Annotated in this window: 23 protein-coding genes and 1 tRNA gene; 9 read left to right on the top strand and 15 right to left on the bottom strand. The window is 73.1% G+C overall.

Annotated elements, in window-relative coordinates:
* Positions 1 to 59: 59 nt before the first annotated feature.
* The 3 genes from ACN6LD_RS29255 to ACN6LD_RS29245 are packed head-to-tail and all read left to right on the top strand — an operon-like array spanning position 60 to position 3,137.
* Positions 60 to 821: an SDR family oxidoreductase gene (locus ACN6LD_RS29255; protein ID WP_319187103.1), complete on the top strand. Its 762-nt coding sequence runs from the start codon at positions 60 to 62 to the stop codon at positions 819 to 821.
* A complete protein-coding gene (locus tag ACN6LD_RS29250) occupies positions 818 to 2,491 on the top strand; it encodes a class I adenylate-forming enzyme family protein (protein ID WP_445044782.1) in 1,674 nt (557 codons plus the stop codon). The genes ACN6LD_RS29255 and ACN6LD_RS29250 overlap by 4 nt, the downstream gene beginning before the upstream one ends.
* A 52-nt stretch (positions 2,492 to 2,543) precedes the next feature.
* Positions 2,544 to 3,137 carry a TetR/AcrR family transcriptional regulator gene (locus ACN6LD_RS29245; protein ID WP_319187107.1) on the top strand — a complete coding sequence of 198 codons (594 nt, stop codon included), beginning with the start codon at positions 2,544 to 2,546 and terminating at the stop codon, positions 3,135 to 3,137.
* 55 nt (positions 3,138 to 3,192) lie between these two features.
* Here ACN6LD_RS29245 and ACN6LD_RS29240 read toward each other — a convergent pair whose 3' ends face one another.
* The 3 genes from ACN6LD_RS29240 to ACN6LD_RS29230 all read right to left on the bottom strand — a co-directional run bounded on the left by ACN6LD_RS29240 (position 3,193) and on the right by ACN6LD_RS29230 (position 5,980).
* Positions 3,193 to 4,407 (bottom strand): acyl-CoA dehydrogenase family protein, encoded by a 1,215-nt coding sequence (locus ACN6LD_RS29240; RefSeq protein ID WP_319187109.1) that lies wholly within the window; start codon positions 4,405 to 4,407, stop codon positions 3,193 to 3,195.
* A 5-nt stretch (positions 4,408 to 4,412) separates the two neighbouring features.
* Positions 4,413 to 5,435, bottom strand: coding sequence for a phosphotransferase family protein (locus ACN6LD_RS29235; protein ID WP_445044781.1), 1,023 nt, complete (start codon positions 5,433 to 5,435; stop codon positions 4,413 to 4,415).
* 248 nt (positions 5,436 to 5,683) lie between these two features.
* On the bottom strand, positions 5,684 to 5,980 hold the full coding sequence (locus ACN6LD_RS29230) for a hypothetical protein (RefSeq protein ID WP_319187113.1): 297 nt from the start codon (positions 5,978 to 5,980) through the stop codon (positions 5,684 to 5,686).
* 116 nt (positions 5,981 to 6,096) lie between these two features.
* On the opposite strand from ACN6LD_RS29230, the gene ACN6LD_RS29225 reads away from it, so the two are divergent.
* Entirely contained in the window at positions 6,097 to 7,074 is a 978-nt protein-coding gene (locus ACN6LD_RS29225) for an NADP-dependent oxidoreductase (protein WP_445044780.1), read from the top strand.
* 64 nt (positions 7,075 to 7,138) lie between these two features.
* On the opposite strand, the gene ACN6LD_RS29220 is transcribed toward ACN6LD_RS29225, so the two are convergent.
* The 4 genes from ACN6LD_RS29220 to ACN6LD_RS29205 all read right to left on the bottom strand — a co-directional run bounded on the left by ACN6LD_RS29220 (position 7,139) and on the right by ACN6LD_RS29205 (position 9,464).
* A complete protein-coding gene (locus ACN6LD_RS29220) occupies positions 7,139 to 7,462 on the bottom strand; it encodes a DUF202 domain-containing protein (protein WP_319187117.1) in 324 nt (107 codons plus the stop codon).
* Positions 7,459 to 7,851, bottom strand: coding sequence for a YidH family protein (locus ACN6LD_RS29215; protein WP_319187119.1), 393 nt, complete (start codon positions 7,849 to 7,851; stop codon positions 7,459 to 7,461). The genes ACN6LD_RS29220 and ACN6LD_RS29215 overlap by 4 nt, the downstream gene beginning before the upstream one ends.
* 10 nt (positions 7,852 to 7,861) lie before the next feature.
* Entirely contained in the window at positions 7,862 to 8,413 is a 552-nt protein-coding gene (locus tag ACN6LD_RS29210) for an NUDIX domain-containing protein (protein ID WP_445044779.1), read from the bottom strand.
* Positions 8,414 to 8,570: 157 nt separating this feature from the next.
* The gene (locus ACN6LD_RS29205; protein ID WP_319187122.1) at positions 8,571 to 9,464 is read right to left on the bottom strand and encodes a DMT family transporter; all 894 of its coding nucleotides are present in this window, start codon (positions 9,462 to 9,464) and stop codon (positions 8,571 to 8,573) included.
* A 605-nt stretch (positions 9,465 to 10,069) separates the two neighbouring features.
* Here ACN6LD_RS29205 and ACN6LD_RS29200 point away from each other — a divergent pair.
* Positions 10,070 to 10,795 carry a molybdopterin-dependent oxidoreductase gene (locus ACN6LD_RS29200; RefSeq protein WP_319187123.1) on the top strand — a complete coding sequence of 242 codons (726 nt, stop codon included), beginning with the start codon at positions 10,070 to 10,072 and terminating at the stop codon, positions 10,793 to 10,795.
* Positions 10,779 to 11,402, top strand: a complete 624-nt coding sequence (locus ACN6LD_RS29195) for a cytochrome b/b6 domain-containing protein (RefSeq protein WP_319187125.1) — start codon at positions 10,779 to 10,781, stop codon at positions 11,400 to 11,402. The genes ACN6LD_RS29200 and ACN6LD_RS29195 overlap by 17 nt, the downstream gene beginning before the upstream one ends.
* 321 nt (positions 11,403 to 11,723) lie before the next feature.
* Here the strand turns inward: ACN6LD_RS29195 and ACN6LD_RS29190 are convergent, their stop codons facing one another.
* The 4 genes from ACN6LD_RS29190 to ACN6LD_RS29175 all read right to left on the bottom strand — a co-directional run bounded on the left by ACN6LD_RS29190 (position 11,724) and on the right by ACN6LD_RS29175 (position 15,723).
* Entirely contained in the window at positions 11,724 to 12,731 is a 1,008-nt protein-coding gene (locus tag ACN6LD_RS29190; RefSeq protein WP_319187127.1) for an L-idonate 5-dehydrogenase, read from the bottom strand.
* Positions 12,732 to 12,747: 16 nt separating this feature from the next.
* A complete protein-coding gene (locus ACN6LD_RS29185; protein WP_445044778.1) occupies positions 12,748 to 13,506 on the bottom strand; it encodes an SDR family oxidoreductase in 759 nt (252 codons plus the stop codon).
* 88 nt (positions 13,507 to 13,594) lie between these two features.
* A complete protein-coding gene (locus ACN6LD_RS29180) occupies positions 13,595 to 14,992 on the bottom strand; it encodes a GntT/GntP/DsdX family permease (protein ID WP_445044777.1) in 1,398 nt (465 codons plus the stop codon).
* A gap of 212 nt (positions 14,993 to 15,204) precedes the next feature.
* Positions 15,205 to 15,723 (bottom strand): gluconokinase, encoded by a 519-nt coding sequence (locus tag ACN6LD_RS29175; protein ID WP_319187132.1) that lies wholly within the window; start codon positions 15,721 to 15,723, stop codon positions 15,205 to 15,207.
* Between the two features lie 143 nt (positions 15,724 to 15,866).
* On the opposite strand from ACN6LD_RS29175, the gene ACN6LD_RS29170 reads away from it, so the two are divergent.
* On the top strand, positions 15,867 to 16,568 hold the full coding sequence (locus tag ACN6LD_RS29170) for a FadR/GntR family transcriptional regulator (protein ID WP_319187134.1): 702 nt from the start codon (positions 15,867 to 15,869) through the stop codon (positions 16,566 to 16,568).
* 18 nt (positions 16,569 to 16,586) lie between these two features.
* Here ACN6LD_RS29170 and ACN6LD_RS29165 read toward each other — a convergent pair whose 3' ends face one another.
* From ACN6LD_RS29165 to ACN6LD_RS29150, 4 genes are all read right to left on the bottom strand, one after another.
* Positions 16,587 to 17,021, bottom strand: a complete 435-nt coding sequence (locus ACN6LD_RS29165; protein ID WP_445044776.1) for a YchJ family protein — start codon at positions 17,019 to 17,021, stop codon at positions 16,587 to 16,589.
* A gap of 139 nt (positions 17,022 to 17,160) precedes the next feature.
* Complete coding sequence (locus ACN6LD_RS29160; protein ID WP_319187154.1) at positions 17,161 to 18,513, bottom strand: M1 family metallopeptidase; 1,353 nt, start codon at positions 18,511 to 18,513, stop codon at positions 17,161 to 17,163.
* Between the two features lie 80 nt (positions 18,514 to 18,593).
* A complete protein-coding gene (locus tag ACN6LD_RS29155; RefSeq protein WP_445044775.1) occupies positions 18,594 to 22,460 on the bottom strand; it encodes a Pls/PosA family non-ribosomal peptide synthetase in 3,867 nt (1,288 codons plus the stop codon).
* A 324-nt stretch (positions 22,461 to 22,784) separates the two neighbouring features.
* Positions 22,785 to 22,872, bottom strand: a tRNA-Leu gene (locus ACN6LD_RS29150).
* Between the two features lie 206 nt (positions 22,873 to 23,078).
* Here ACN6LD_RS29150 and ACN6LD_RS29145 point away from each other — a divergent pair.
* The gene (locus tag ACN6LD_RS29145) at positions 23,079 to 24,407 is read left to right on the top strand and encodes a M20/M25/M40 family metallo-hydrolase (RefSeq protein ID WP_319187139.1); all 1,329 of its coding nucleotides are present in this window, start codon (positions 23,079 to 23,081) and stop codon (positions 24,405 to 24,407) included.
* A 165-nt stretch (positions 24,408 to 24,572) separates the two neighbouring features.
* The gene (chpH, locus tag ACN6LD_RS29140; RefSeq protein ID WP_319166214.1) at positions 24,573 to 24,806 is read left to right on the top strand and encodes a chaplin ChpH; all 234 of its coding nucleotides are present in this window, start codon (positions 24,573 to 24,575) and stop codon (positions 24,804 to 24,806) included.
* Positions 24,807 to 24,849: the final 43 nt, after the last annotated feature.

Genomic DNA, 24,849 nt, shown 5'->3' with positions numbered 1-24,849 from the left:
AGCCGGTGCGCGCCCCAGGGCCGCAGTCCGTGCCGCCGTCGCGTCGAAGGAGACCGAACGTGGAAGCCGTGCAGGATGCCGGAGTGGTCGTGACCGGAGCGGGAGGCGGCATCGGCGCCGCACTGGCCCGCCGCTTCGCCGCGGAGGGCGCCCGGGTCGTGGTCAACGACCTGGACGCGGACCGGGCGCGGGCGGTCGCCGAGGAGATCGGCGGGATCGCGGTCCCCGGTGACGCCTCGGCGGTCGTGGACCGGGCCCGCGACGCCCTCGACGGCGTCGTCGACGTGTACTGCGCGAACGCCGGAGTCGCCTCGGGCGGCTCCGAGGCCGCCGGGGAGGCCGTCTGGGCGCAGGCCTGGGACGTCAACGTGATGGCTCACGTCCGCGCGGCCCACGCGCTGCTCCCGGACTGGCTCGAGCGCGGCCGGGGCCGCTTCGTCTCCACCGTCTCCGCGGCCGGCCTGCTCACGATGATCGGCGCCGCCCCCTACAGCGTCACCAAGCACGGCGCGTACGCCTTCGCCGAGTGGCTGTCGCTGACCTACCGCCACCGCGGGGTCAAGGTCCACGCGATCTGTCCCCAGGGCGTGCGCACCGACATGCTGGACGCCACCGGCAGCGCCGGCGACCTGGTGCTCAAGCCGACCGCGATCGAGCCGCAGGACGTGGCGGACGCCTTGTTCAAGGGCATCGCCGAGGACCGCTTCCTGATCCTGCCGCACCCCGAGGTCGCCGGGTACTACCAGGTGCGGGCCGGCGATCCGGACCGCTGGCTGACCAACATGAACCATCTTCAGCAGAAGTGGGAGGCGGCCGAGTGACGGCGCCCACCTCCCGCTACGGGGCCAAGCCCTGGCTGGCCCTCCTCGACGACGCCCAGCGCGCCCCGATCGAGCCCGCCGACTCCGTGGTGCACGCCTTCCGACGGTCCGCCGCCGAGGTCCCGGACCGCACCTGCCTCGCCTACTTCGACGGCCGGCTCAGCTACCGCGAGGTGGACGAGCTCAGCGACTCCGTGGCCGGTCACCTCGCCGCCCGCGGCCTGCGGCCCGGCGACCGGGTGGCCGTCCTGCTGCAGAACTCCCCGCTCTTCGTGCTCGCCCTGCTCGGCGCCTGGAAGGCCGGCGCGACGGTCGTCCCGGTCAACCCGATGTACAAATCGGGCGAGGTCGCCCACGTCCTGCGGGACGGCGACGTCACCGCCCTGATCTGCTCCGACCGCGCATGGGAGGGGTATCTGCGCGAGACGGCCGCCGACTCGCCGGTGCGGATCGTCCTCACCGGCTGCGAACTGGACTTCCAGACCCGCGGTGACGCGCGCGTGCTCGCCTTCGAACGGCTCCCCCAGGCCCCCGACGCCGACGACCTCACCGCCGTCGCCCGCGCCGGCCACCGGGCGCCCGAGGGCCGCGAGGCCGCCCCCGCAGACATCGCCCTGATCAGCTACACCTCGGGCACCAGCGGCGCCCCCAAGGGCGCCACCAACACGCACGGCAACATCATGTTCAACGCCGAGCGGCAGCGCACCGGGCTGCGGCTGCCCGAAGCGCCCGTCTACTACGCGCTCGCGCCGCTGTTCCACATCACCGGCATGGTCTGTCAGCTCGGCGCCTGTCTGAACAGCGCGGGCACGCTCGTCCTGACGTACCGCTTCGAGGCGGGCCTGGTGCTGGAGGCGTTCGCCGAGCACCGGCCGCACTACACGGTCGGCCCGTCGACCGCGTTCATGGCGATGGCCGCCCACCCCTCCTGCACCCGCGACCACTTCGCGTCGTTCGCGCAGATCTCCTCCGGCGGCGCGCCGGTGCCGCCGGCCCTGGTGGAGAAGTTCCGGGCCGGCTTCGGGCCGTACATCCGCAACGGCTACGGGCTCACCGAGTGCACCGCCCCCTGCGCCTCGGTACCGCCCCAGCACGAGGCGCCGGTCGACCCGGAATCCGGCACCCTCGCCGTCGGCGTGCCGGGTCCCGACACCGTCGTGCGCATCGTCGACGACCGGGGCGCGGAGACGCCCTTCGGCGAGCCGGGCGAGATCGTGGTGCGGGGTCCGCAGGTCGTGCCCGGGTACTGGCGGCGGCCCGAGGCCACCGCCGAGGCCTTCCCCGGCGGCGAGCTGCGCACCGGGGACATCGGCTTCATGGACGAGCAGGGCTGGCTGTACGTCGTCGACCGCAAGAAGGACATGATCAACGCGTCGGGTTTCAAGGTGTGGCCGCGCGAGGTCGAGGACGTGCTGTACACCCACCCGTCGGTGCGCGAGGCCGCCGTCGTCGGGGTGCCGGACGGCTATCGCGGGGAGACGGTCAAGGCGTACATCAGCCTGCGTCCGGGCGCGGACGCGGATGCCGATACGCTCGCGGCCTACTGCAAGGACAGACTGGCGGCCTACAAGTACCCGCGCCAGGTGGAGATCCTGCCCGACCTGCCGAAGACGGCGAGTGGCAAGATCCTCCGTCGGGAACTGCGTTCCCGCACGACTGACGGTCAGTAGCGACAGCCGGCGGGACGCGCCGACGAGGCATCGAGGAAGGCAGGTGGCGGCAGTGCCCAGGACCACGGACGGCGACGGTATCCCCGTGCCGCAGCGGCTGCTCGCCGCCGCCACCAGGCTCTTCGCCGAGCAGGGCTACGACCGGACCTCGGTGCAGGAGATCGTCGAGGCGGCCGGCGTCACCAAGGGAGCCCTGTACCACTACTTCGGCTCCAAGGACGATCTGCTGCACGAGGTGTACGCGCGCGTGCTGCGCGTCCAGCAGGAGCGGCTCGACGCCTTCGCGAACGCCGACGAGCCGATCGAGAAGCGGCTGCGGGGCGCTGCGGCGGACGTCGTCGTCACGACCATCGAGAACCTCGACGACGCGATGATCTTCTTCCGCTCGATGCACCACCTCAGCCCGGAGAAGAACAAGCAGGTGCGTTCCGAGCGCCGGCGCTACCACGAACGCTTCCGCGCGCTCGTCGAGGAGGGCCAGGCCGGCGGAGTCTTCTCCACGGCCACTCCGGCCGACCTGGTCGTGGACTACCACTTCGGGTCGGTGCACCACCTGTCGACCTGGTACCGGCCGGACGGCCCGATGGGCGCGCAGGAGGTCGCCGACCACCTGGCCGACCTGCTGCTGCGGGCCCTTCGGCCCTGAAACGAGCGCACGGTGAGGGGCGGTCATCGTGGACGACCGCCCCTCACCCGTGCCTCTAGAGGTACTTCTTCAGCTCGCGCCGGGCCAGCGACCGCTGGTGCACCTCGTCCGGCCCGTCCGCGATCATCAGCGTGCGCGCCCCGGCGTACAGCTCGGCCAGCGGGAAGTCCTGGCTGACGCCGCCCGCGCCGTGCAGCTGGATCGCCCGGTCGATGATGTCGACGACCGCGCGCGGGGTGGCGATCTTGATGGCCTGGATCTCCGCGTGCGCGCCCCGGTTGCCGACGGTGTCCATCATCCAGGCGGTCTTGAGGACCAGCAGCCGCAGCTGCTCCACCGTCACGCGCGCGTCCGCGATCCAGTTGTGCACCACGCCCTGCTGTCCCAGCGCCTTGCCGAAGGCCGTACGGGAGACGGCCCGGCGGCACATCAGCTCGATCGCCCGCTCCGCCATGCCGATCAGCCGCATGCAGTGGTGGATGCGGCCGGGGCCGAGGCGGGCCTGGGCGATGGCGAAGCCGCCTCCCTCCTCGCCGATGAGGTTCGTCGCCGGCACGCGCGCATGGTCGAACACCACCTCGGCGTGGCCGCCGTGGGAGTGGTCCTCGTACCCGAAGACCTGCATGGCCCGCCGGACGGTGACGCCGGGCGTGTCCCGCGGCACCAGCACCATGGACTGCTGGCGCCGGATGTCGGCGCCGCCCGGGTCCGTCTTGCCCATGACGATGAAGATCCTGCAGTCCGGGTTCATCGCCCCGGAGATGTACCACTTGCGACCGGTGACGACGTATTCGTCGCCGTCCCGCTCGATGTGCGTGGTGATGTTGGTGGCGTCCGAGGAGGCCACCTCCGGCTCGGTCATCGCGAAGGCCGAACGGATCTCGCCCGCCAGCAGCGGCTCCAGCCACTGCTTCTTCTGCCGCTCGTCGCCGAACTGCGCGAGCACCTCCATGTTCCCGGTGTCCGGCGCGGCGCAGTTCAGCGCCGTCGGCGCCAGCTGCGGGGAACGGCCGGTGATCTCGGCGAGAGGCGCGTACTGCAGGTTGGTGAGCCCGGCGCCGTGCTCGGCGTCGGGCAGGAAGAGGTTCCACAGGCCCTGGCTGCGCGCCTCGGCCTTCAGCTCCTCGACCACCGCCGGGGTGTCCCAGGGCGAGGCGAGCAGCGCCCGCTGCTCCTCGGCCACCGCCTCGGCCGGGTAGACGTGCTCGTCCATGAAGGCGAGCAGCCTGGCGCGGAGGTCCTCGGTGCGTGCGTCGAACGCGAAGTCCATGCCGGTCAGCCTTCCTGGAGAGTGGTCAGTCCGTGCTCGATGAAGACGGGGACGAGCTCCCCGATGCGGTCGAAGCCGCGCCCGACCGTCTGGCCGAGCGTGTAGCGGTAGTGGATGCCCTCCAGGATCACGGCGAGCTTGAACCAGGCGAACGCCGTGTACCAGGCGACTGCCGAGACGTCGCGCCCGGACCCCGCGGCGTACCGCTCGACCAGCTCGGCCGGCGACGGATGGCCGGGCGCCGAGGCGGTCGTGGAGATCGGGGAGTTCGGCAGCGTCAGCGGCACGCTGTACATCACCAGCAGCCCCAGGTCGGTCAGCGGGTCGCCGAGCGTCGACATCTCCCAGTCGAGGATCGCGCGGATCGTGTCGTCGGGCCCGATCAGGACGTTGTCGAGCCGGTAGTCGCCGTGCACGACGGCGGCGGCGGGGGAGGCCGGCAGCTCGCGGCCGAGCGCCGCGTGCAGCTCGTCGATCCCGGCCAGCTCGCGGCTGCGGGAGGCGTCCAGCTGCTTGCCCCAGCGGCGCAGCTGCCGGTCCAGGAAGCCCTCGGGCCGGCCGAAGTCGGTCAGGCCGACCTCGCCGGGGTCCACCGCGTGCAGCTCCACCAGGGTGTCCACCAGCGACAGCACCGCGTCCCGGGTGCGCCGCTCACCGAGAGGGGCGAGCTCGTCGGCCGTCCGGTAAGGCGTGCCCTCGACGAACTCCATGACGTAGAAGGGGGCCCCGAGCACGTCGTCGTCCTCGCACAGCAGGACCGGGCGGGGCACCGGCACGCTCGCGGGGTGCAGGGCGCTGATCACCCGGTGCTCGCGCTTCATGTCGTGCGCGGTGGCCAGGACGTGCCCCAGCGGAGGCCGGCGTACGACCCACTTCGCCTCGCCGTCCGAGACCGCGTAGGTGAGGTTGGACCGTCCGCCTTCGATCAGCCGTCCGGTGAGGGGGCCGTGGACCAGACCGGGACGCTCGCGCTCCAGCAGGGCGCTCAGCCGGTCGAGGTCGAGTCCGGGCGGGTGGTCGGGGCTCATGCGTCGCTCCTACGGACGGGACGGGTGAACAGGGGCTCGCCCCATGATGCCGACCGGTCGGTATGGAGTCCAGGGGTCACGCCCAACGTGATCGGGGCCACCATAGGCCGACGGCTCCCCGGACAGAACCCGGGGAGCCGTCGGTAGACCTGTTTCGGCCGTTTCGGCCGTTCCGGCCATGGCGGCCGCTCCTCGGGCTGCGGGCGCCACGGCCGCTCGGTCCGCGGCCGCCCCGCGTGCCGGACGCGTCAGTGGTCGTCCCAGTGGCCGTCGTGCTCGGCGTGCCGGTGCCCGTCGTGCAGGTAGTCGAAGTGCCCTGCGTGCTCCACGCGCGTGTGGCCGCAGTCCTCGCCGTGCCGGTGCTCGTGCCCGTCGTGGGCCCGGTGCCCTTCGGGCTCGCACTCGTCCCAGTGGCCGGCGTGCTCGCGGTGCAGATGTCCGTCGTGGACGTAGTCCACGTGGTCGCCGTGGCTCACCTCGGCGTGCCCGCAGTCCGGGCCGTGCGTGTGGGAGTGGGCGGAGTGTTCGAGATGGAGGGCGGTCATGGGGGCGGCTCACCTTCGAAGCTGCGGGCGATGACGTCGGACACAGTGTCATGCGAACCGGGCATATCGGGTGATCCGGCTTGCGTGGCGTCCGGGGACCCCCGAGGGTCGGACCCATGAAGGCGATCAGTTACGCAGGCTACGGCGGCCCCGAGACGCTCGTGTACGGGGAGGTGCGCGACCCGAGGATCGGTCCCGACGCCGTGCTGGTGAAGGTCCGCGCGGCGGCTGTGAACCCCGTCGACTGGAAGGCCCGGCAGGGATATCTGGACGGGATGCTGGAGGCCGTCTTCCCGGTGGTCCCCGGCTGGGACGTCTCGGGGGTCGTCGTCCAGCCCGGCGTGTCCGTACCGGAGTACGCGGTCGGCGACGAGGTCATCGGCTACGTCCGCGAGGACTTCCTCTCCCGCGGCACCTTCGCCGAGTACGTCGCCGCTCCCGTGCGCACCCTCGCCCGCAAGCCGCGCAACCTCACCTGGGAGCAGGCCGCCGGCCTGCCGCTCACCGGGCTCACCGCCTACCAGGTGCTGACCGGGGCGCTCCAGGTGAGACGCGGCGAGACCGTCCTCGTCCACGCGGCCGCGGGCGGCGTCGGTTCGATCGCCGTGCAGCTCGCGCGTCACCTGGGCGCCCGGGTGATCGGCACGGCGAGCGAGGCCAACCACGACTTCGTGCGCTCGCTGGGCGGCGAGCCGGTGACCTACGGCGAGGGCCTGGCGGAACGGGTGCGCGGGCTGGCCCCCGAGGGCGTGGACGCGGCCTTCGACACGGTCGGCGGCGAGACGCTGAGGGTCTCGGCCGATCTGCTGGTCCCGGACGGACGCCTGGCCTCGGTCGCCGACGGGGACGTCGTCGGCTACGGCGGCCGCTACTGCTGGGTCCGACCCGACGCCGAGGACCTCACCCGCCTGGCGGAACTGGCCGAACAGGGCGTCGTCTCCGTGCACGTCTCCAAGACGTTCCCGCTCGAACAGGCCGCGCAGGCCCACCGCCTGAGCGAGGAGGGCCGCACCCGAGGCAAGATCGTGGTCACCGTGGACTGGGCGGAGGAGAGGGAGGAGACGGCGCCCGAGGAGGCTGCGGACAGCGCGTAGGGGCCGGGCCGCAGGGAGTCGGGCCCGGGCTGAGCGTGAGCGGGGAGCGCGCCCGGCGGGCGGGTCAGACCACGAGGACGACGGCGCACACCGCCGTCGCCACCGCGCACGCGACGGCCGCCGTGGCGTGACGCGTGGTGAGGGCCACCGGGTTCGGCGCGGCGGCGAGGGCGTGGATGCGCCGATGGGCGAGCAGCAGGAAGGCCAGCCACAGGGCGCAGCACAACGCGCCCGCCACGATCCCGGACGCCGACGGGCCGCCGTGCAGCGCGGCCTTCACGGCCAGCACGGCCGAGACGGTGCTCGCCAGCGTCGTACGCCGCCAGGCGAGCCGGGTCCGCTCGGGCTGGAGACCGGGATCCCGCTCCGGCGGCGGCCCGGCGCTCATCCCTCCCACCGCACCAGCACCACCAGCATCATCGCCACGGCCACCACCGCGACCAGCACGCCCAGCAGCGCCGGAAAACGGGAGGACGGCAGGTCCTCGCCCCGGCGCATCGCCCGCTCGCAGCGCACCCAGTGGTTCACCGCGCGCAGGGAGCACAGCACGCCCGCCGCGAGCAGCGCGAGCGCCAGCCCCACCCGCCAGCCCCAGCGCAGGTCCGGCAGGAACTGGTCCACCGCGAAACCTCCGCCGATCAACGCGAGCGCGGTGCGCAGCCAGGCCAGGAACGTGCGCTCGTTCGCCAGCGAGAACCGGTAGTCGGGTGTGCTGCCCTCCTCCCTGACCTGCTCGGGGGCGAACCACAACCGGACGTTCCGTACGAACTCGATCACCCGCAGGACCCTACCCGCCGCCTCCGCGGGGCCCCGCCGGCGCGGTCCGGGCAGTCGCCCGGTGCGCTCTGAGCCGCTCGTACGCCGCCAGTCCGTCCGGCACCCACTGCCAGACGGACAGACGTCGCTCGACCTCTTCCTCGGGCAGGAAGTCGTGCCATGCCACCTCCTCCTTCTGGGGGGTCACCGGCAGCTCGCAGCGGACCTCGTACACGGCCGACCACCAGCTCCCCGCCGCGCCGTCCTCGTAGAGGAACGTGAACAGATACTCCGGTCGCGGCAGCCCGCTCACCCCGAGCTCCTCCTCCGCCTCGCGCAGGGCGGCCTCGTCGTAGGCCTCGCCCGCGCCGACCACCCCGCCGACGAACATGTCGTACAGGGAGGGGAACACCAGCTTGGCCGCCGTCCTGCGATGGACGAAGATCCGCCCCTCGGCATCCCTGACCTGGACGAACACACAGCGGTGACGCAGGCCTTCGGCGTACACCTGCCCGCGCGGACGTCGGCCGACGACCTGGTCGTTCTCGTCGACGATGTCGAGGATTTCGTCAGCAGCGCTCATCGCACCATCCAAGCAGCCCCGCCCGAGGAGAGCCCCGTCCGAGCAGCCCCGTCCGAGCAGCCCCGTCCGAGCAGCCCCGTCCGGGCAGCCCCCTCCAAGGAGCCCCGTCCGAGGAGTTCCGTCCCGGGCAGCCGTTCCGGCCGGCCGGGACGACCGCCTACTGGGGCTGGAGCTTCGGCACCCGTTCCCGGGGGGCCCCGCCCCGGGGCATCGCCGGGTGCAGCCCGAGCAGCACGATGCCCGCGACGATCGCCGCCAGTCCCGCCGCCTCCCAGGCCAGCGCGCCGGTGTCGGTGTGCAGCCGGTCGCCCAGGAAACCGACGCCGCACAGGATTCCGGCGAGAGGCTGCGCCGCCGTCAGCGCGGGCAGCGACATCCGCAGCGGCGCCGTCTCGAAGGCGCTCTGCACCAGCACCAGGCCGGTCACACCGAGCGCGAGCACCGCGTACGGCTCCCAGCCGGTCATCAGCTCGCCGAGACCGCCGGCCGAGAAGCGCTGTCCGCTGACCCGGGTCAGCGCGTCCTGCACGCCGTACAGCAGGCCGGCGGCCAGGGCCAGCAGCACCGGTCCCGCGCTCAGCCGGGAGCGCTTGGCGTAGGCGGTGAGCAGCAGTGCCAGTCCGATCATCGCGCCGATGATCGTCCAGTGCCGCAGCGGATCCGTGACCGCGCTGCCGCCGCGCGGCTCGCCCGCCACGATGAAAACGGTCACCCCGCCCGCGAGCAGGACGAGCCCCGCCCACCCCTGGCGGCCCAGTGACTGTTTCGTCTGATGCCGGGAGAGCGCGAGGGCGAACAGCAGGTTGGTCGCGAGCAGCGGCTCCACCAAGGAGATCTCGCCCTGGCCGAGCGCGATCGCGCCCAGGGCCATTCCCGCCACCATGAGGCCGAGGCCGCCCAGCCAGCGCGGCACCTTCATCAGGTCGAGCAGCAGCCGCGGCGAGAGGAAGTCGCCGAGCGGCGCCCGCTGGGCCGCGTTCTGCTGGAGCACGAAGCCGAAGCCCAGACAGCAGGCGGCGCTCACGGCGAGAACCAGAACCAGAACCGACACGCTGCGTACCTCGATCATCCGGTCGGGCCACGGACGGGGGTGCGTAGTGGCCGACTGTAGCGTCCCAGCGCCCTCGGCACCCCGGGAGTGCCCGAAGCGTCCGCTGCGGGCCCGCAGGGGGCGATGGTTCCGGGAGTACCCCGGACCGGGCGGCTGACTCGGCCGCGGGGCCCGCGGCCGGAGCCGGAGGCGCGGGGCGCCCCTACGGCCATGGTGTGGGCTCCGGCCGGGCCGCGCCATGGCGCACGCCACACTCGTCCCGCGGTCAGCCGGTCGTGAAGGCTCCCACCAGGGGCGGGCCGCCGGAAACCGCCACCGCGCCCTGTGACTCGCCGAAATCGCCGCAAAACGCCGGGACCGCTGGGATCACCGGGACCGCCGGGATCACCGGGACCGCCGGGGCCGCCGGGACCGCCGGGGCCGCCGGGACCGCCGGGACCGCCGGGACCGCTGGGATCACCGGGATCGCGACGGGGTCGCCAGGAGAACCGTCTGCCTTCCGGGACCCGCTCCCGCGCGGCCCGGAAGGTAAGAAGTGATGACGGAAGTCTGACGGCTGCCGGGTAGACCTGGTCCGGCTCGCCCGCGGGTGTTCGAATGGACGGGTGAATCCCGAACCGTCCGAGGAACGCGGCGCCCCCGTCGGCCGCCGGGTGTTCCTCGGCACCCTCGCCCTCGGCGCCCTGGGGGTCGTCGCCGCACCCCCGCTCCAGCGCGGTCTCGAGGCCTTCCTCGGCAGCGCCGCGGACAAGGACCCCACGGGCCTGACCGGGCTGCTCCCCAACGGAGGCGGCTTCCGCTACTACTCGGTGACCTCGTCCGTCCCGCACAAGGACGCCTCGAACTACCGGCTCACCGTGGACGGCCTGGTCGACCGCCCGGTCAGCTACACCCTGGCCCAGCTGAAGGCCCTGCCGCAGACCCGGATGGTCAAGGACGTGCAGTGCGTCACGGGCTGGCGGGTCCCCGGCACCGCGTTCGAGGGCGTGCGGCTGTCCGCCCTCCTCGACGCGGCCGGTGTGCGGGCGACGGCCGGCGCGGTCCGGTTCACCTGCTTCGACGGCGCGTACAGCGAGAGCCTCACCCTGGACCAGGCCCGCCGAGCCGACGTCCTGGTCGCCCTGCGCATGCAGGACAAGGACCTCGGTCACGACCACGGCGGCCCCGTCCGCCTCTACGTGGCGCCGATGTACTTCTACAAGTCCGCCAAGTGGCTCTCCGGGATCACCGTCACGGAGAAGGTGAAGCCCGGCTACTGGGAGGACCGCGGCTACGACGTCGACGCCTGGGTCGGCCGCTCGAACGGACGCGACGATGAGCCTACGAGCTGAGGCGGCGCCGGCCGCCACGGGAGTGCGCCGCTTCACCCGCGCCGAGCGCTGGGTGCACCGCACCACGGCCCTGCTGATGGGCGTGTGCGTGGCGACGGCCGCCTGCCTGTACATCCCCGAGTTCGCCCAACTCGTGGGCCGCCGCGAACTGGTCGTACGGGTCCACGAGTGGGCGGGGCTGGCCCTGCCGGTCCCCGTCCTCGCGGGGCTCGCCTCCCGCGCGTTCCGCGCCGACCTGCGCCACCTCAACCGCTTCGGCCCGTACGACCGCCGCTGGCTGCGGGCGGTCCTGCGCCGGGACAAGCGGCGGGAGTCGCGTCCGGCGGCCAAGTTCAACGCCGGTCAGAAGATCTACGCGGCCTGGATCGCCGGGGCCACCCTGGTCATGCTCGGCACCGGACTCCTCATGTGGTTCACCCACCTCACCCCGATCATGTGGCGTACCAGCGCGACCTTCGTCCACGACTGGCTGGCCCTGACCGTCGGCATCGTCCTGGCAGGCCACATCGGCATGGCGCTCGGCGACCCGGAGGCCCGGCGCGGCATGCGCACGGGCTCGGTGAGCCGCGAGTGGGCCGAACGCGAACACCGCCACTGGCGGCCGTGACCGACAGATCGCCGGAACAGGCCCGTGGGCCCGGGGCCCGGGCCCACGGGCCTCGGCGGATCGCTCGGCGGATCGCTCGGCGGATCGCCGGAAGGCCCCCTCGGGGCCCGGGACCCCCGGATCGCCCGGAAGGCGCCCATTGGGCACCCGGGCGGGTGGCCGGAACGTGCCTGGCGGTGCCTTGGCCGGGCAGACCGCCCCGAATGAGCCTGCGGGGGGCCTGGGCCCCCGGCGGATCGCCGGAAGGTGCCTGGCGGGGCTTGGGGCCCCGGCGGATCGCCCGGAACGTGCCTGCGGGGCCTCTCGTCCGCGGGCTGCCGGTCAGTCGCCGAAGTCCAGCAGCACCTTGCAGGAACGGCTGCGGTCGGCCGCCAGCGCGAAAGCCGACTCCGCCTCGCGCACCGGGACGACCGCGCTGACCAGCGCGTCGAACGAGGGCGTGGCGGCGAGCAGCCGGAGCGCGTCGTCGAACTCGGTGTCGAAACGGAACGCCCCGCGCAGCTCGATCTCCCGGCTCACCAGCAGGTTCCCCGGAAACGGAGTCGGCCCCGGCGGCAGCATGCCGAGCTGCACGACGACCCCGCCGCGGCGCACCAGCCGCAGACAGGTCTCCAGCCCGGCGGCGGTCCCGGACGCCTCCACGGCCACGTCCGCCTCCGACGGCCACCCGGGATCGGCCGGATCGTCGGCCCGCACGACGACGTCGGCGCCCGCAGCGCGCGCGTACCCGAGCGCGGTGGGCAGCAGGTCGGTCACGGTGACGTGGGCGGCGCCCGCCGCCTTCGCGGCCGCGACCACCAGCGAGCCGATGGGGCCGGCCCCGGTGACCAGCACCTGCCGTGCGGACACCGCACCGGCCCGGCGCACCGCGTGCAGTGCCACCGACAACGGCTCGGCGAGCGCTGCCCGACGCGGCGGCAGTCCTTCCGGAAGCGGCCGCAGCTGCCCGGCGGGAACGGCGATCTCGGCGGCGAAGCCGCCCTGCACGTGCGGCGTCCTGGCCGCGCTGCCGAGGTAGCGGGTGTCCCGGCAGACGTGCCGGCGCCCGTCCGCGCACTCGGGGCAGAGCCCGCACGGCGTGGCGGGGTGCACGGCGACCGCGGTGCCGGCGAGCGGCCCGCTCGACGCCGTGCCGACGACTTCGTGCCCCAGCACCATCGGCTCCCGCAGCCGGAAGTCCCCGACCCCGCCATGGCGCCAGTAGTGCAGGTCGGAGCCGCAGACCCCGCCGTAGCGGACGGCGACGAGCACCTCGTCCGGCCCGGGCGAGGGCGAGGTCAGCTCGTCGACGCGCAGGTCGCCCGGACCGTGGATCACACATGCCAGCATCCGTCGTCACGTCCTTTCACAGCACGCTCGTCATACCGCCGTCCACGTACAGCACCTGCCCGCCGACGAAGTCCGCCGCGGGGGAGGCGAGGAACAGCACCCCGCCCACCAGGTCCTCGGTGCGGCCCCACCGTCCGGCCGGGGTGCGCCGACGCACCCACGCGCTGAACTCCTCGTCCTCGACCAGGGGCCGGGTCAGCTCGGTCTCGATGTATCCCGGGCCGAGGCCGTTGACCTGGACGCCGCGCGGGCCCCAGTCGGCGCACATGCCTTTGGTGAGCATCTTCAGCGCGCCCTTGGCGGCCGCGTAGGGCGCGATGCCGGGACGGGCCACCTCGCTCTGCAGCGAGCAGATGTTGATGATCTTTCCGTGGCCGCGTTCGGTCATCCCCCGGGCCGCCTCCCGGCCCACCAGGAAGGCGCTGGTGACGTTCGCGTCCAGCACCCGGTGCCAGTCGGAGTCGGCGAACTCCAGGAGCGGGGCGCGCAGTTGCATGCCCGCGTTGTTGACGAGGATGTCCAGCGGACCGACCCGGGCCTCGACGTCGGCGAGGCCCGTCCGCACCGAGGGCCCGTCGGTGACGTCGAACGCGCTGGTGTGCACCGATCCCGGAAGTCCGGCGGCGGCCCGCTCGAGGCGTCCGGCGTCGCGCCCGTTGAGGACGACCGTGCAGCCGGCCTCGGCCAGGCCCCGGGCCAGGGCCAGACCGATGCCCCGGCTGGAGCCGGTGACCAGAGCGGTCCGGCCGGTGATGTCGAACAGGGGGTGGCTCATCGCCGTGACTCCTCTTCCCGGCGCCCGGCCTCCCGGGGCCCGTCTTCCCGTGTCCGCGGGCGTCGCCCGCCGTGGCTGCCGCCCACGTCTAGACGACGAGGGAGAGGAGCATGACGAGACCGCCCGCGACCACGGAGATGATCGTCTCCATGACCGACCAGGTCTTCACGTTCTGGCCCACGGTGAGCCCGAAGTACTCCTTCACCAGCCAGAACCCGGCGTCGTTGACATGGCTGAAGAAGAGCGAGCCCGCGCCGATGGCCAGCACCAGCAGGGCGGTGTGCGTCGTCGACATGTCGGCCGCGAGCGGTGCGACCAGGCCCGCCGCCGAGATCGTCGCCACGGTCGCCGAGCCGGTGGCCAGCCGGATCGCCACCGCGATCAGCCAGGCCAGCAGCAGCGCGGGGATGGACCAGTCCTCGGAGATCTCCAGCACCATCCGGCCCACGCCGCAGTCGATCAGCGTCTGCTTGAAGCCGCCGCCCGCGCCGACGATCAGCAGGATGCCCGCGATGGGCGCGAGGCCCTTCTCGACCAGCCCGGAGATCCGGTCCTTGGCGAACCCGGCGGGCCTCAGCAGGGTGAAGATGCCGACGAGCACGGCGGTGAGCAGCGCGATCAGCGGAGATCCGACGACGTCGAAGACGCGTTGCACGGTGTGCTCGGGGTCGTCCACCACGATGTCGACCAGCGCCTTGGACAGCATGAGCACGACGGGCAGCAGGATGGTGGCGAGGGTGGCGCCGAACCCGGGCCGCTTCTCCAGGTCCTCGGAGGGCCGCTGGGGAATCATGCGCTCGGGGGCGGGGACGTCCACCCAGCGTGCGGCCACCCGCGAGAACAGCGGACCGGCGACGACGACCGTGGGTATGGCCACGAGCACTCCGAGCGCCAGCGTCACGCCCAGGTTGGCGCCGACCGCGTCGATCGCGACCAGCGGCCCTGGGTGCGGCGGGACGAGCCCGTGCATCACCGACAGACCGGCGAGCGCCGGAATGCCGATCCGCATGAGCGAGTAGTTGCCGCGCTTGGCGACCATCAGCACCACCGGGATCAGCAGCACCACGCCGACCTCGAAGAACAGCGGCAGACCGATCACGGAGGCGATCAGCACCATGGCCCACGGCATGGAGCGGCCGCCCGCCTTGGCGAGGATCGTGTCCACGATCTGGTCGGCCCCGCCGGAGTCCGCGAGCATCTTGCCGAGGATCGCGCCGAGCGCGATCAGCACGCCCACCCCGGCGACGGTGGCGCCCAGCCCGGTGGTGAACGAGGCGATGGTCTTGTCGAGCGGCGCCCCGGCGAACGCGCCCAGCGCGAGCGAGCCGATGGTCAGCGCCAGGAAGGCGTGGAGCTTGAACTCGGTGATGAGCAGGACGATCACGGCGATGCCCGCCAGGACGGCGATGCCCAGCTGCGCGTGGCCGGCCGAGGTGATCGGCTCGACGGCGTCCGCTGCCAGCATCTCGACGCTGAGTCTGGTCACGGGGATTCCCTTGTCAGGTAGGGGAGGGGGGTACGGGGAGTGCGGTGCGTGCGGGCGATCCGGCTGCCGCGGGAGGAGTACTCCGCAGGACGGTGACGGCGGCGGGTCGACCGAGGCCGGCCGGCCGACGGGGCGCGGCCGACCAAGACCGGTCGACGAGGGTCGGCCGCGACAGCGGTCGGCCGGGACGAGGGTCGGCCGGGACGGGGAGTTCAGTCCACGGGGTCAGCGAGCGCGGTCAGCGCCGCCAACGCCCGCCCGGTGATGGCCTCCGGGGTGCCGACGACGTCGACGACGACCCCGGCCTCGTCCGCATCGAGGGGCTGGAGCGTGGCGAACTGGGAGTCCAGCAGCGCCGTCGGCATGAAGTGACCCTGCCGGTGCGCCATGCGGTCCTCGATCAGCGACCGGTCGCCCGCCAGGTGGACGAAGACGACGCCGGGGGCGGCCGCCCTGAGCCGGTCGCGGTACGACCGCTTGAGCGCCGAGCAGCTGACCACGCCGCCGAGTCCGGCCCGCTCGTCCGCCCAGGCGCCGATGGCGTCGAGCCACGGCCACCGGTCGTCGTCGCCGAGCGGGGTGCCGGCCGACATCTTGGCGATGCTGGCCGGCGGGTGGAAGTCGTCGCCCTCGGCGTACGGGACGCCCAGCCGGGCGGCGAGCAGGGGACCGATGGTGGTCTTGCCCGTGCCGGCGACGCCCATCACCACGACGACGTGCGGGGTGCGCATCTCTGCCTCGCTGTCTTCCTCGACATCCGGCGCCGGTGGACGCCGCCGACGACACTGAAACCGATTAGGTAGGACTATTGCAAGACCCGGTAGTAAATAAGTCTGACTTTTTGAGTCCGTGATCTACCCCGTACGCTGAGTGCATGACCACTCCGGACCGGGGGCTGCACGGCCGCGTACTGGACGCCCTGGGGCCCGCGATCACGGCGGGCGAGTACCCGCCCGGCAGCGTCCTGCGCACCGACGAGCTGGCCCAGCGCTTCGACGTCTCCCGGTCCGTGATGCGCGAGGCGGTCCGCGTCCTGGAGTCCATGGACCTGGTCGAGTCGCGCCGCCGCGTCGGCGTGACGGTCCGGCCCAGGTCCGCGTGGAACGTCTACGACCCGCAGGTCATCCGCTGGCGGCTGGCCGGCGCCGACCGCCCGCACCAGCTGCGCTCGCTCACCGTCCTGCGCTCGGCGATCGAGCCGGTCGCGGCCGGCCTCGCGGCGCGGCACGCCACGGCGGAGCAGTGCGCCGAGCTCACCGAGTGCGCGCTCGGCATGGTGGCCCACTCACGCGGCCACCGGCTGGAGGGGTACCTGGTCCACGACATGGCCTTCCACCGGGTGATCCTCGCCGCCTCCGGCAACGAGATGTTCGCCCGCCTCGGCGACGTCGTCGCGGAGGTCCTGGCCGGCCGCACCCATCACGAGGTGATGTTCGAGGACCCCGACCCGGCCGCCGTCACCCTGCACGTCCAGGTCGCGGAGGCGGTCCGGGCCGGCGACGCGGCCCGCGCGGAGCAGCTCACCCGCGAGATCACCGTCGGCGCCCTCCACGAACTGGACATCCTGGCACCCTGACGCGGCCGGCGCACGGCGTCACCCTGGGAACTCCCCGTCCACGTACGCCCAGGCTCCGTCCACCCGCTCGAAGCGGCTGCGCTCGTGCAGCGAGCCTCCCCGGTAGGACGCGCGGAACTCCACCGTCCCCGTCGGGTGGAACGCGCTCCCGTCGGACACGGAGAGGATCTCCAGGCCGGTCCAGCGCATCCCGGGGTCGAGTTCCAGCCGCTCCGGACGCGTTTGCGGATGCCAGGTCCGCAGCAGATATCCCGCCTCGCCCGTGACGAACGCGCTGTAGCGCGACCGCATCAGCGCCTCGGCGGTCGGCGCGGCCCCGGCCCCGGCGTGGTAGCGGCCGCAGCACGCCTCGTACGGCGCGGGCAGACCGCACGGGCAGTCGGTGGGGACGGCGGAGTCAGCGGGGACGGCGGCGGAGGCGCGCTGTCGCGGGCGGGCGGAACGTCGGGCCATGCGCTCATTGTGCCCGGCCGCCCGCCGGCCCGGCCGCGCCCCTGGACAGCCGGGGGGCCTGCGCGACCGCCCGCACCGCTCTCGGCCCTGCCCTGCCCTGCCCCGCGACCCCGTCACCGAACCGGCGCCGGCCAGGCGCTCAGGCCGATGCCGCGCCCCGCTGCGCGGACGGCGTCGGCAACGGCGGCAGCGCTGTCCCGTACACCCAGGCCGCGAACAGCTCGTCCAGCGGCTCGGACGCGAACCGGGCGGCGTGCGCGGCGAACGTCGCCGTCGTCACCGACCCGCCACGGTGCACCCCGAGCCAGGCGCGCACCATGTGGAAGAACGCGTCGTCGCCCAGCGCACAGCGCACGGCGTGCACGGCGAGACCGCCGCGCTCGTAGAGCCGGTCGTCGAACATCGACTTGCGCCCCGGATCGGCGAGCCGCAGATCCTGTGGCTGCGTCGCCAGCAACCGGTGCGCGACGGCGGCGAGTTGCTGCGCGCTCCGGCCGCCCGACCGCTCCGACCACAGCCACTCCGCGTACTTCGCGAACCCCTCGTTCAGCCAGATGTGCCGCCAGTCGGCGATCGACACGCTGTTGCCGAACCACTGGTGCGCCAGCTCGTGCGCCACCAGCCGCTCCGAACCCCGCGCCCCGTCCACGTGGTTGGCGCCGAACAGCGACAACCCCTGCGCCTCGACGGGGACGTCGAGCTCTTCCTCCGTCACGACCACCGCGTACTCGTCGAACGGGTACGGGCCGAAGAGCTGCTGGAAGAGGTGCATCATGCCGGGCTGGCGCGCGAAGTCCCGTGAGAACTCGGGCAGCAGCCGCGCCGGGATGTGCCCGTGCTGAGGGACCCCGCCGAGCCCCGGGTCGCCCAGCAGCACCGTCTGGTACTTGCCGATCGACAGCCCTATCAGGTAGCTCGACGTGGGCGCCGACTGCTCGTACACCCACGTGGTCGTCGACGCCTTCGTGGTCCGCGTCAGCAGCCGGCCGCCCGCCACCACCGAGTACGCCGACGGTGTCGTGACCGATATCAGGTACGACGCCTTGTCCGCCGGACGGTCGTTGCACGGGTACCAGGACGGCGCACCGACCGGCTGGCTCGCCACCAGAGCCCCGTCGTCCAGCTCCTCCCAGCCCAGACCGCCCCAGGGGCTGGACACCGGCTTCGGGTTGCCCGACCAGTGCACCTCCACCGTGAAGGCGGCCCCGGCGCGGACCGGCTTGGCCGGCCGGACCCGCAGCCGGCCGCCCCGGTGCGTGTAATGCGCCGGACGACCGTCCACCCGGACCCGGCCGATCTTGAAGTCCGCCAGGTTCAGCTGGAACTCGGACAGCGCCGACCGCCCCGCGATCGCGTTGATCCGCGCCGCGCCCGACAGCCGGTTCGGGCCCGGCCGGTAGTCCAGCGTGAGCTCGTAGCGGTGCACCCGGTACCGGGAGTCACCGTTGGCCGGGAAATACGGGTCCGGCCCGACCGACTGCTGAACTGCCACTTCCGCGTCCGCTCCCTGCCCTGTGCTCGAACCGCCCGCCGCCGGTGCGTCGCCGCGCTCCGGCTCCGAGTAGCCCGTCCTCAGGGACGCCATGCCTCGATCGGGTTGCCGAGCCAGCGGGTGTCGTCCGGGACGGACTCCGCGGCCATGACGAGCGACGCGGGACCCAGGGTCGTCCGGGCCCCGATCGTGCTGCCGGGCAGCACGATCCCGCCAGGGCCCAGCGTGGCGCCCTCACGGAGGACCACAGTATCCGTCCGCAAGATCCGGTCGTGGAAGAGGTGAGTCTGCAGCACGCACCCGCGGTTGACCGTCACGCCGTCCTCCAGCGTGACCAGGTCCGATTCCGGCAGCCAGTAGCTCTCCACCCACGCGCCCCTGCCGATCCGCGCCCCGAGCCCGCGCAGCCACGCCGTCATCACCGGCGTCCCCGGCACCGCCCCGGCCAGCCACGGCACGGCCACCACCTCGACGAACGTGTCCGCCAGCTCGTTGCGCCACACGAACCCGCTCCACAGCGGATGCTCGCCGCTGCGGTGCCGGCCGACCAGCAGCCACTTGGCGGCCACCGAGACGAGGGCCGCCGCGGCCCCCGCCCCGAGCAGCACGAACCCCGACAGCAGCGGCGCCCAGGCGCCGAGCGCGCACAGCGCCGCCACCGTCAGCACGGCCAGCCCCGCCGAGCAGAACACCGGCACGATCCGGCACAGCTCCACCAGCGCGCGCGCCCACAGCAGCCGCGCCGACGGCTCGTACGTCCGGCTCTGGTCACTGTCCGCGGTGTTCCGCGGCAGCTTCACCGGCGGCAGCCCCAGATACGAGCTGCCCTTCTTCGCCTTCTTGGGCGTCGCCGACAGCACACCCACCAGACCGCCGTCCGGCACGCTCCGCCCCGGCGCGGTCATCCCCGAGTTGCCGAGGAACGCCCGCCGCCCGATCTCCGCGCGCCCGATCCGCATCCAGCCGCCGCCGAGCTCGTACGGCGCGGTCAGCGTGTCGTCGGCGAGGAACGCGCCTTCGCCGACCGTGGTCAGACTCGGCAGCGCCAGCACGGTGGAGACCTCGGCGCCCTTGCCGATCCGCATCCCCAGCAACCGCAGCCACACCGGCGTGACCAGCCCGGCGTACAGCGGGAACAGGGTCTCCCGCGAGCGGTCCATGAGCTGTGTGACCGTCCAGGCCTGCCAGCCCGTCCGGCTGTGCGTGGGATGCGTGCCCTCCCGCAGACCCAGGCTCAGCAGCCGCACGGCCGCCAGCAGCAGCACCGCGTACGCCAGCCCGAAGGCGAGCGTCGCCGGGACCAGGGCGAGCGCGGCACCCGACAGCGCCGTCACGAGACCGCCGCCGGGCTGCACGAACAGGCCCGCCACCAGCAGCGCCGCCGCGCCGGCCAGCACCGGCAGCGCGGTCAGCGCGAATCCGGTCAGGCCGTACAGGACACGCCAGTACGTGCCCCGTGCCGGCCGCTCCTTGGGCCAGTTGCGCTTGGCCTTGCCGAGCTTGGCCGCGGGCGCGCCCGCCCAACGCTGACCGGTGGGGACCTGACCGGTGACCGCGGAACCCGGCGCCACCTCGGCACGCTTGCCGACCCGGGCGCCCGGGAAGAGCATGCTGCGCGTGCCGACGACCGCGTGCGCACCCACCTTGACCGGTCCGATCTCGAGCCGGTCCCCGTCCAGCCAGTGGCCCGACAGGTCCACCTCGGACTCGACGGCCGCGCCCCGGCCCAGCTTGAGCATGCCGGTGACCGGCGGCAGCGAGTGCAGATCCACGTCCGGTCCCACCTTGGCGCCCAGCGCCCGCGCGTACCGCTCCAGCCAGGACCCGGTCAGCGAGGTCGCCCCGCTGAACTCGGCCAGCCGCTCCGCGGTCCACAGCCGCAGATGGACGCCGCCACCGCGCGCGTACCGCCCGGGCCGCACCCCGCGCAGCAGCAGCCGCGCACCGCCGGCGGCGATCGCGAGCCGCCCGGGCGGGCTGAACAGCAGCAGAGCGCCGCTCACGACCAGCCACCAGGGCGCGGTGGGCAGCCAGGAGTACATCGGCAGCAGATTGCCCACCAGGGCCAGCGGCACCGTCCAGCGCAGCCCCAGCAGCGTGAACAGCGGGACGAGAAGCAGCAGCTGGAGCACCTTGGCGCGCACGGGCACCGGATCGACGACGCGGGCGGCCCCGTCGTCCTGCGCGGACTCCTCCAGGTAGCGGGCCAGCTTGCGCAGCGTCGGCTGCTGGTAGACGTCCAGCACGGCCGCGCTCGGATACCGGGTGCGCAGCCTCGTGGTGAGCTGGGCGGCGGCCAGACTGCTGCCGCCGATCGCGAAGAAGTCGTCGCGGGCGCCGGAGACGGGGATGCCGAGGACCTCCGTCCACTGCTCGGCGAGCCAGGCCTCGGTGCCGTACAGCTCCTCGGTCCTGCCGCCGGTCTCCAGCCCTTCCAGCGGCCAGGGCAGCGCGTTGCGGTCCACCTTCCCGGACGTCCGGGTCGGCAGGTCGTCGACCGGCGCGAGCAGCGGCACCAGGGCCGCGGGCAGCTCGGCGCGCAGCCGCCGCACGGCCGCCGCCTGGTCCCAGCCCTCCTGGACGACGACGTACCCCACGAGAAGCTGGTTGCCGCTGCGGGCGATGCGCACGGCCGCCGCCGCCCCCGCGACGCCCGGCAGCGCCTGCAGCGCCGCGTCGACCTCGCCCAGTTCGATGCGCCGGCCGCCGAGTTTGATCTGCTCGTCCGCCCGGCCGAGGAAGACGAGCCCGTCGGCGTCGGCGCGCACCAGGTCGCCGCTGCGGTACGCCCGCTCCCAGCCCAGCGACGTCAGCGGCGCGTACTTCTCCGCGTCCTTCTCGGCGTCGAGATACCGGGCGAGCCCGACCCCGCCGATCACCAGCTGACCGCTGCCGCCCAGCGGCACCGGCTCGCCGGCCTCGTCCACCACGGCCAGCTCCCAGCCCCGCAGCGGCAGTCCGATGCGGACCGGCTCCTCGCCGGACATCAGCGAGGCGCAGGCCACCACGGTCGCCTCGGTCGGCCCGTAGGTGTTCCACACCTCCCGGCCCTCCGTCACCAGCCGCTGCACGAGCTCCGGCGGGCAGGCCTCGCCGCCGAAGATCAGCAGCCGTACGTCGTTGAGGGTCTCGGGCTCCCAGAGCGCGGCCAGCGTCGGCACGGTGGAGACCACCGTGATCTCCTGCTCCACCAGCCAGGGCCCGAGGTCGGCGCCGCTGCGGACCTGCGAGCGCGGCACCGGAACCAGACAGGCTCCGTACCGCCAGGCCAGCCACATCTCCTCGCAGGAGGCGTCGAAGGCCACCGACAGCCCGGCCATGACCCGGTCGCCGGGTGCGATCGGCTCCTCGGTGAGGAACAGCGCGGCCTCGGCGTCCACGAACGCGGCGGCGCTGCGGTGACTGACGGCGACGCCCTTGGGCTTCCCGGTCGAGCCGGAGGTGAAGATGATCCAGGCGTCGTGCCCGGCGCCGGGGCGGTCGGCCGCCGCGCCGGAGGCGCCGTGGACGGTGATCTCGTGCCCGGCGCCGACCACCGCCCGCACGTCCGCCTCCCCGAAGACCAGCTCGGCCCGCTCGTCGGGGTCCTCGGCGTCCACCGGCACGTAGGCCGCGCCGACGGCGAGGACGGCCAGGATCGCCACGTACAGGTCGTTGGTGCCGGAGGGCACGCGCACGCCCACCCGGTCGCCGAGCCCGACCCCGGAGGCGGCGAGCCGGCGCCGGAGCCTGTCCACCTCGACGGCGAGGGCGCGGTAGGTCAGCGGCGTGCTGCCGTCGTCCAGGGCGAGCTCGTCCGGGAACGACCGCACGGAAGCGTCGAAGACGTCGACGAGAGTGCGCGCAGAGGCGGCGGGACCGCCGGAGAAGCGGGCGGTGTCACCGAGTCGAGCGTGGATTTCTTCGTCGAGCAGGCCGAGAGCACTGCTCTCGTGAATGGCTGCCATCGGTCCTCGCGTCTCGAGCCCGGAAGCCTCCGGGGCGCCGGCGGGCCCGCAGGTCTGCCTGGGGTTGTCCGGTCCAGCTCCGTAACAAGCCGGAAATTTTAGTACGAAGCTAGGCTCGCCGGCTTGTGGCGGCCACTCGGGGAGGCCGTCCGGGGCACGACGGATGATCATTCGCAGGCCTCTGACCTGGGCGTCCTGCACGGCGGCGAGATATGCCCCACATCGGCGGGAAAGGGCGCGCGGAGCGGCCGGGACCGGAAGCCGACAGGGTCGTGGAACGCGAAAAGGGCGGCCCGGCCACTGGCCGAACCACCCTTTTCGCTGTGGTGTCCGAGGGGGGACTTGAACCCCCACGCCCGATAAAGGGCACTAGCACCTCAAGCTAGCGCGTCTGCCATTCCGCCACCCGGACAAGGTGTCTGTCGTGCGGGGTTTCCCCCGCGGCGACGTCGTAAACATTACCAGGCTTTCCGGGGTGCCCGATCACGGCCGGCGGGCACGGCCGCGGCGGCGCCCGCGTGAACGGCTCGTGACGGGCCGGGACCGGTCTTGGGCGCGGACCCGCAGGCGAGGGAGGATGAGGAGGACCCACCAGCAGTGACAGCGGGAGGAAGCAGCGTGAGCGCGACGGACGACCATGCCAGGAGCGTCACCGGCGAGGACGAGGTCGTGGACCTCTGCCGCGACCTGATCCGGATCGACACCAGCAACTACGGCGACCACTCGGGTCCCGGCGAGCGCAAGGCGGCCGAATGGGTCGCCGAGAAGCTCGCCGAGGTGGGCCTCGAGCCCCAGATCTTCGAGTCGCACCCCGGCCGCGCCTCCACCGTGGCCCGGATCGAGGGCGAGGACCCCTCCAGGCCCGCACTGCTCATCCACGGCCACCTCGACGTCGTCCCGGCCAACGCCGCCGACTGGACCCATCACCCCTTCTCCGGCGAGGTCGCGGACGGGTGCGTGTGGGGCCGGGGCGCGGTCGACATGAAGGACATGGACGCGATGACGCTGGCGGTCGTCCGTGACCGGCTGCGCTCCGGGCGCCGGCCGCCCCGCGACATCGTGCTCGCGTTCCTCGCCGACGAGGAGGCCGGCGGCACGTACGGCGCCCGGCACCTCGTCGACCGCCACCCCGGCCTGTTCGAGGGCGTCACCGAGGCGATCAGCGAGGTGGGCGGGTTCTCGTTCACCGTGAGCGAGGAGCGGCGGCTCTACCTCGTCCAGACGGCCGAGAAGGGCATGCACTGGATGAAGCTGACCGTGGCCGGCACCGCCGGACACGGCTCGATGATCCACCGGGACAACGCCATCACCGAGCTGTCCGAGGCCGTCGCCCGGCTCGGCCGGCACACCTTCCCGGTACGGGTCACCAAGACGACCCGGGCCTTCCTCGACGAACTCGGCGACGCGTTGGGCACCCCACTGGACCCCGAGGACATGCAGTCGACGCTGGCGCGGCTCGGCGGCATCGCCAAGCTGATCGGCGCGACGCTCAGCAACACCGCCAACCCCACCCAGCTGGGCGCCGGATACAAGGTCAACGTCATTCCGGGGGAGGCGACCGCGCACGTCGACGGGCGGTTCCTGCCGGGGTACGAGGACGAGTTCCTGGCCGACCTGGACCGGATCCTCGGCCCGAACGTGCGCCGCGAGGACGTGCACTCCGACAAGGCTCTGGAGACGTCCTTCGACGGGGCGCTCGTCGATGCCATGCAGTCCTCGCTGCTCGCCGAGGACCCGACCGCCAAGGCCGTCCCCTACATGCTCTCCGGCGGCACCGACGCCAAGTCCTTCGACGACCTCGGCATCCGCGGATTCGGCTTCGCCCCGCTCAAGCTGCCCCCGGAGCTCGACTTCGCCGGCATGTTCCACGGCGTGGACGAGCGGGTCCCGGTGGAGGGCCTGCGCTTCGGGGTGCGGGTGCTCGACCGCTTCATCGACGCGTCCTGAACGTCCGGGCGCCACGAGATCTCGCCGGGTGAAGGAAATCGGCCGCCTGTACGGAACCGACTGGGAAGAGTGAATGCGCCGATAAGCGCGTAGCCCCACTAATTCCGCCTCGTTACTGGTGATGCGATCCGCTTGATGGGGTCGCTTTGCCTACAAGGAGGAATAATGATCAAGAAGGTCGTCGCTGCTGCGGCTGCCACTGGTGGGCTGGTTCTCGCGGGCGCGGGCATGGCCGTCGCCGACGCGGGCGCTCAGGGTGCCGCGGTGCACTCCCCGGGCGTCCTGTCCGGCAACGTCGTTCAGGTTCCCGTGCATGTCCCGGTGAACGTCTGCGGCAACACGATCTCGGTGATCGGGCTGCTGAACCCCGCCTTCGGCAACACCTGCATCAACAACTGAGGTCGACCCGCTGAGGGGTCGTCCACACCGTCGGCCCCGGAGC

It is taken from the genome of Streptomyces sp. SAS_272 (assembly GCF_052543235.1).
Note: the sequence above shows the minus strand (reverse complement) of the source record. Positions and strands in the feature narration are given on the sequence as shown.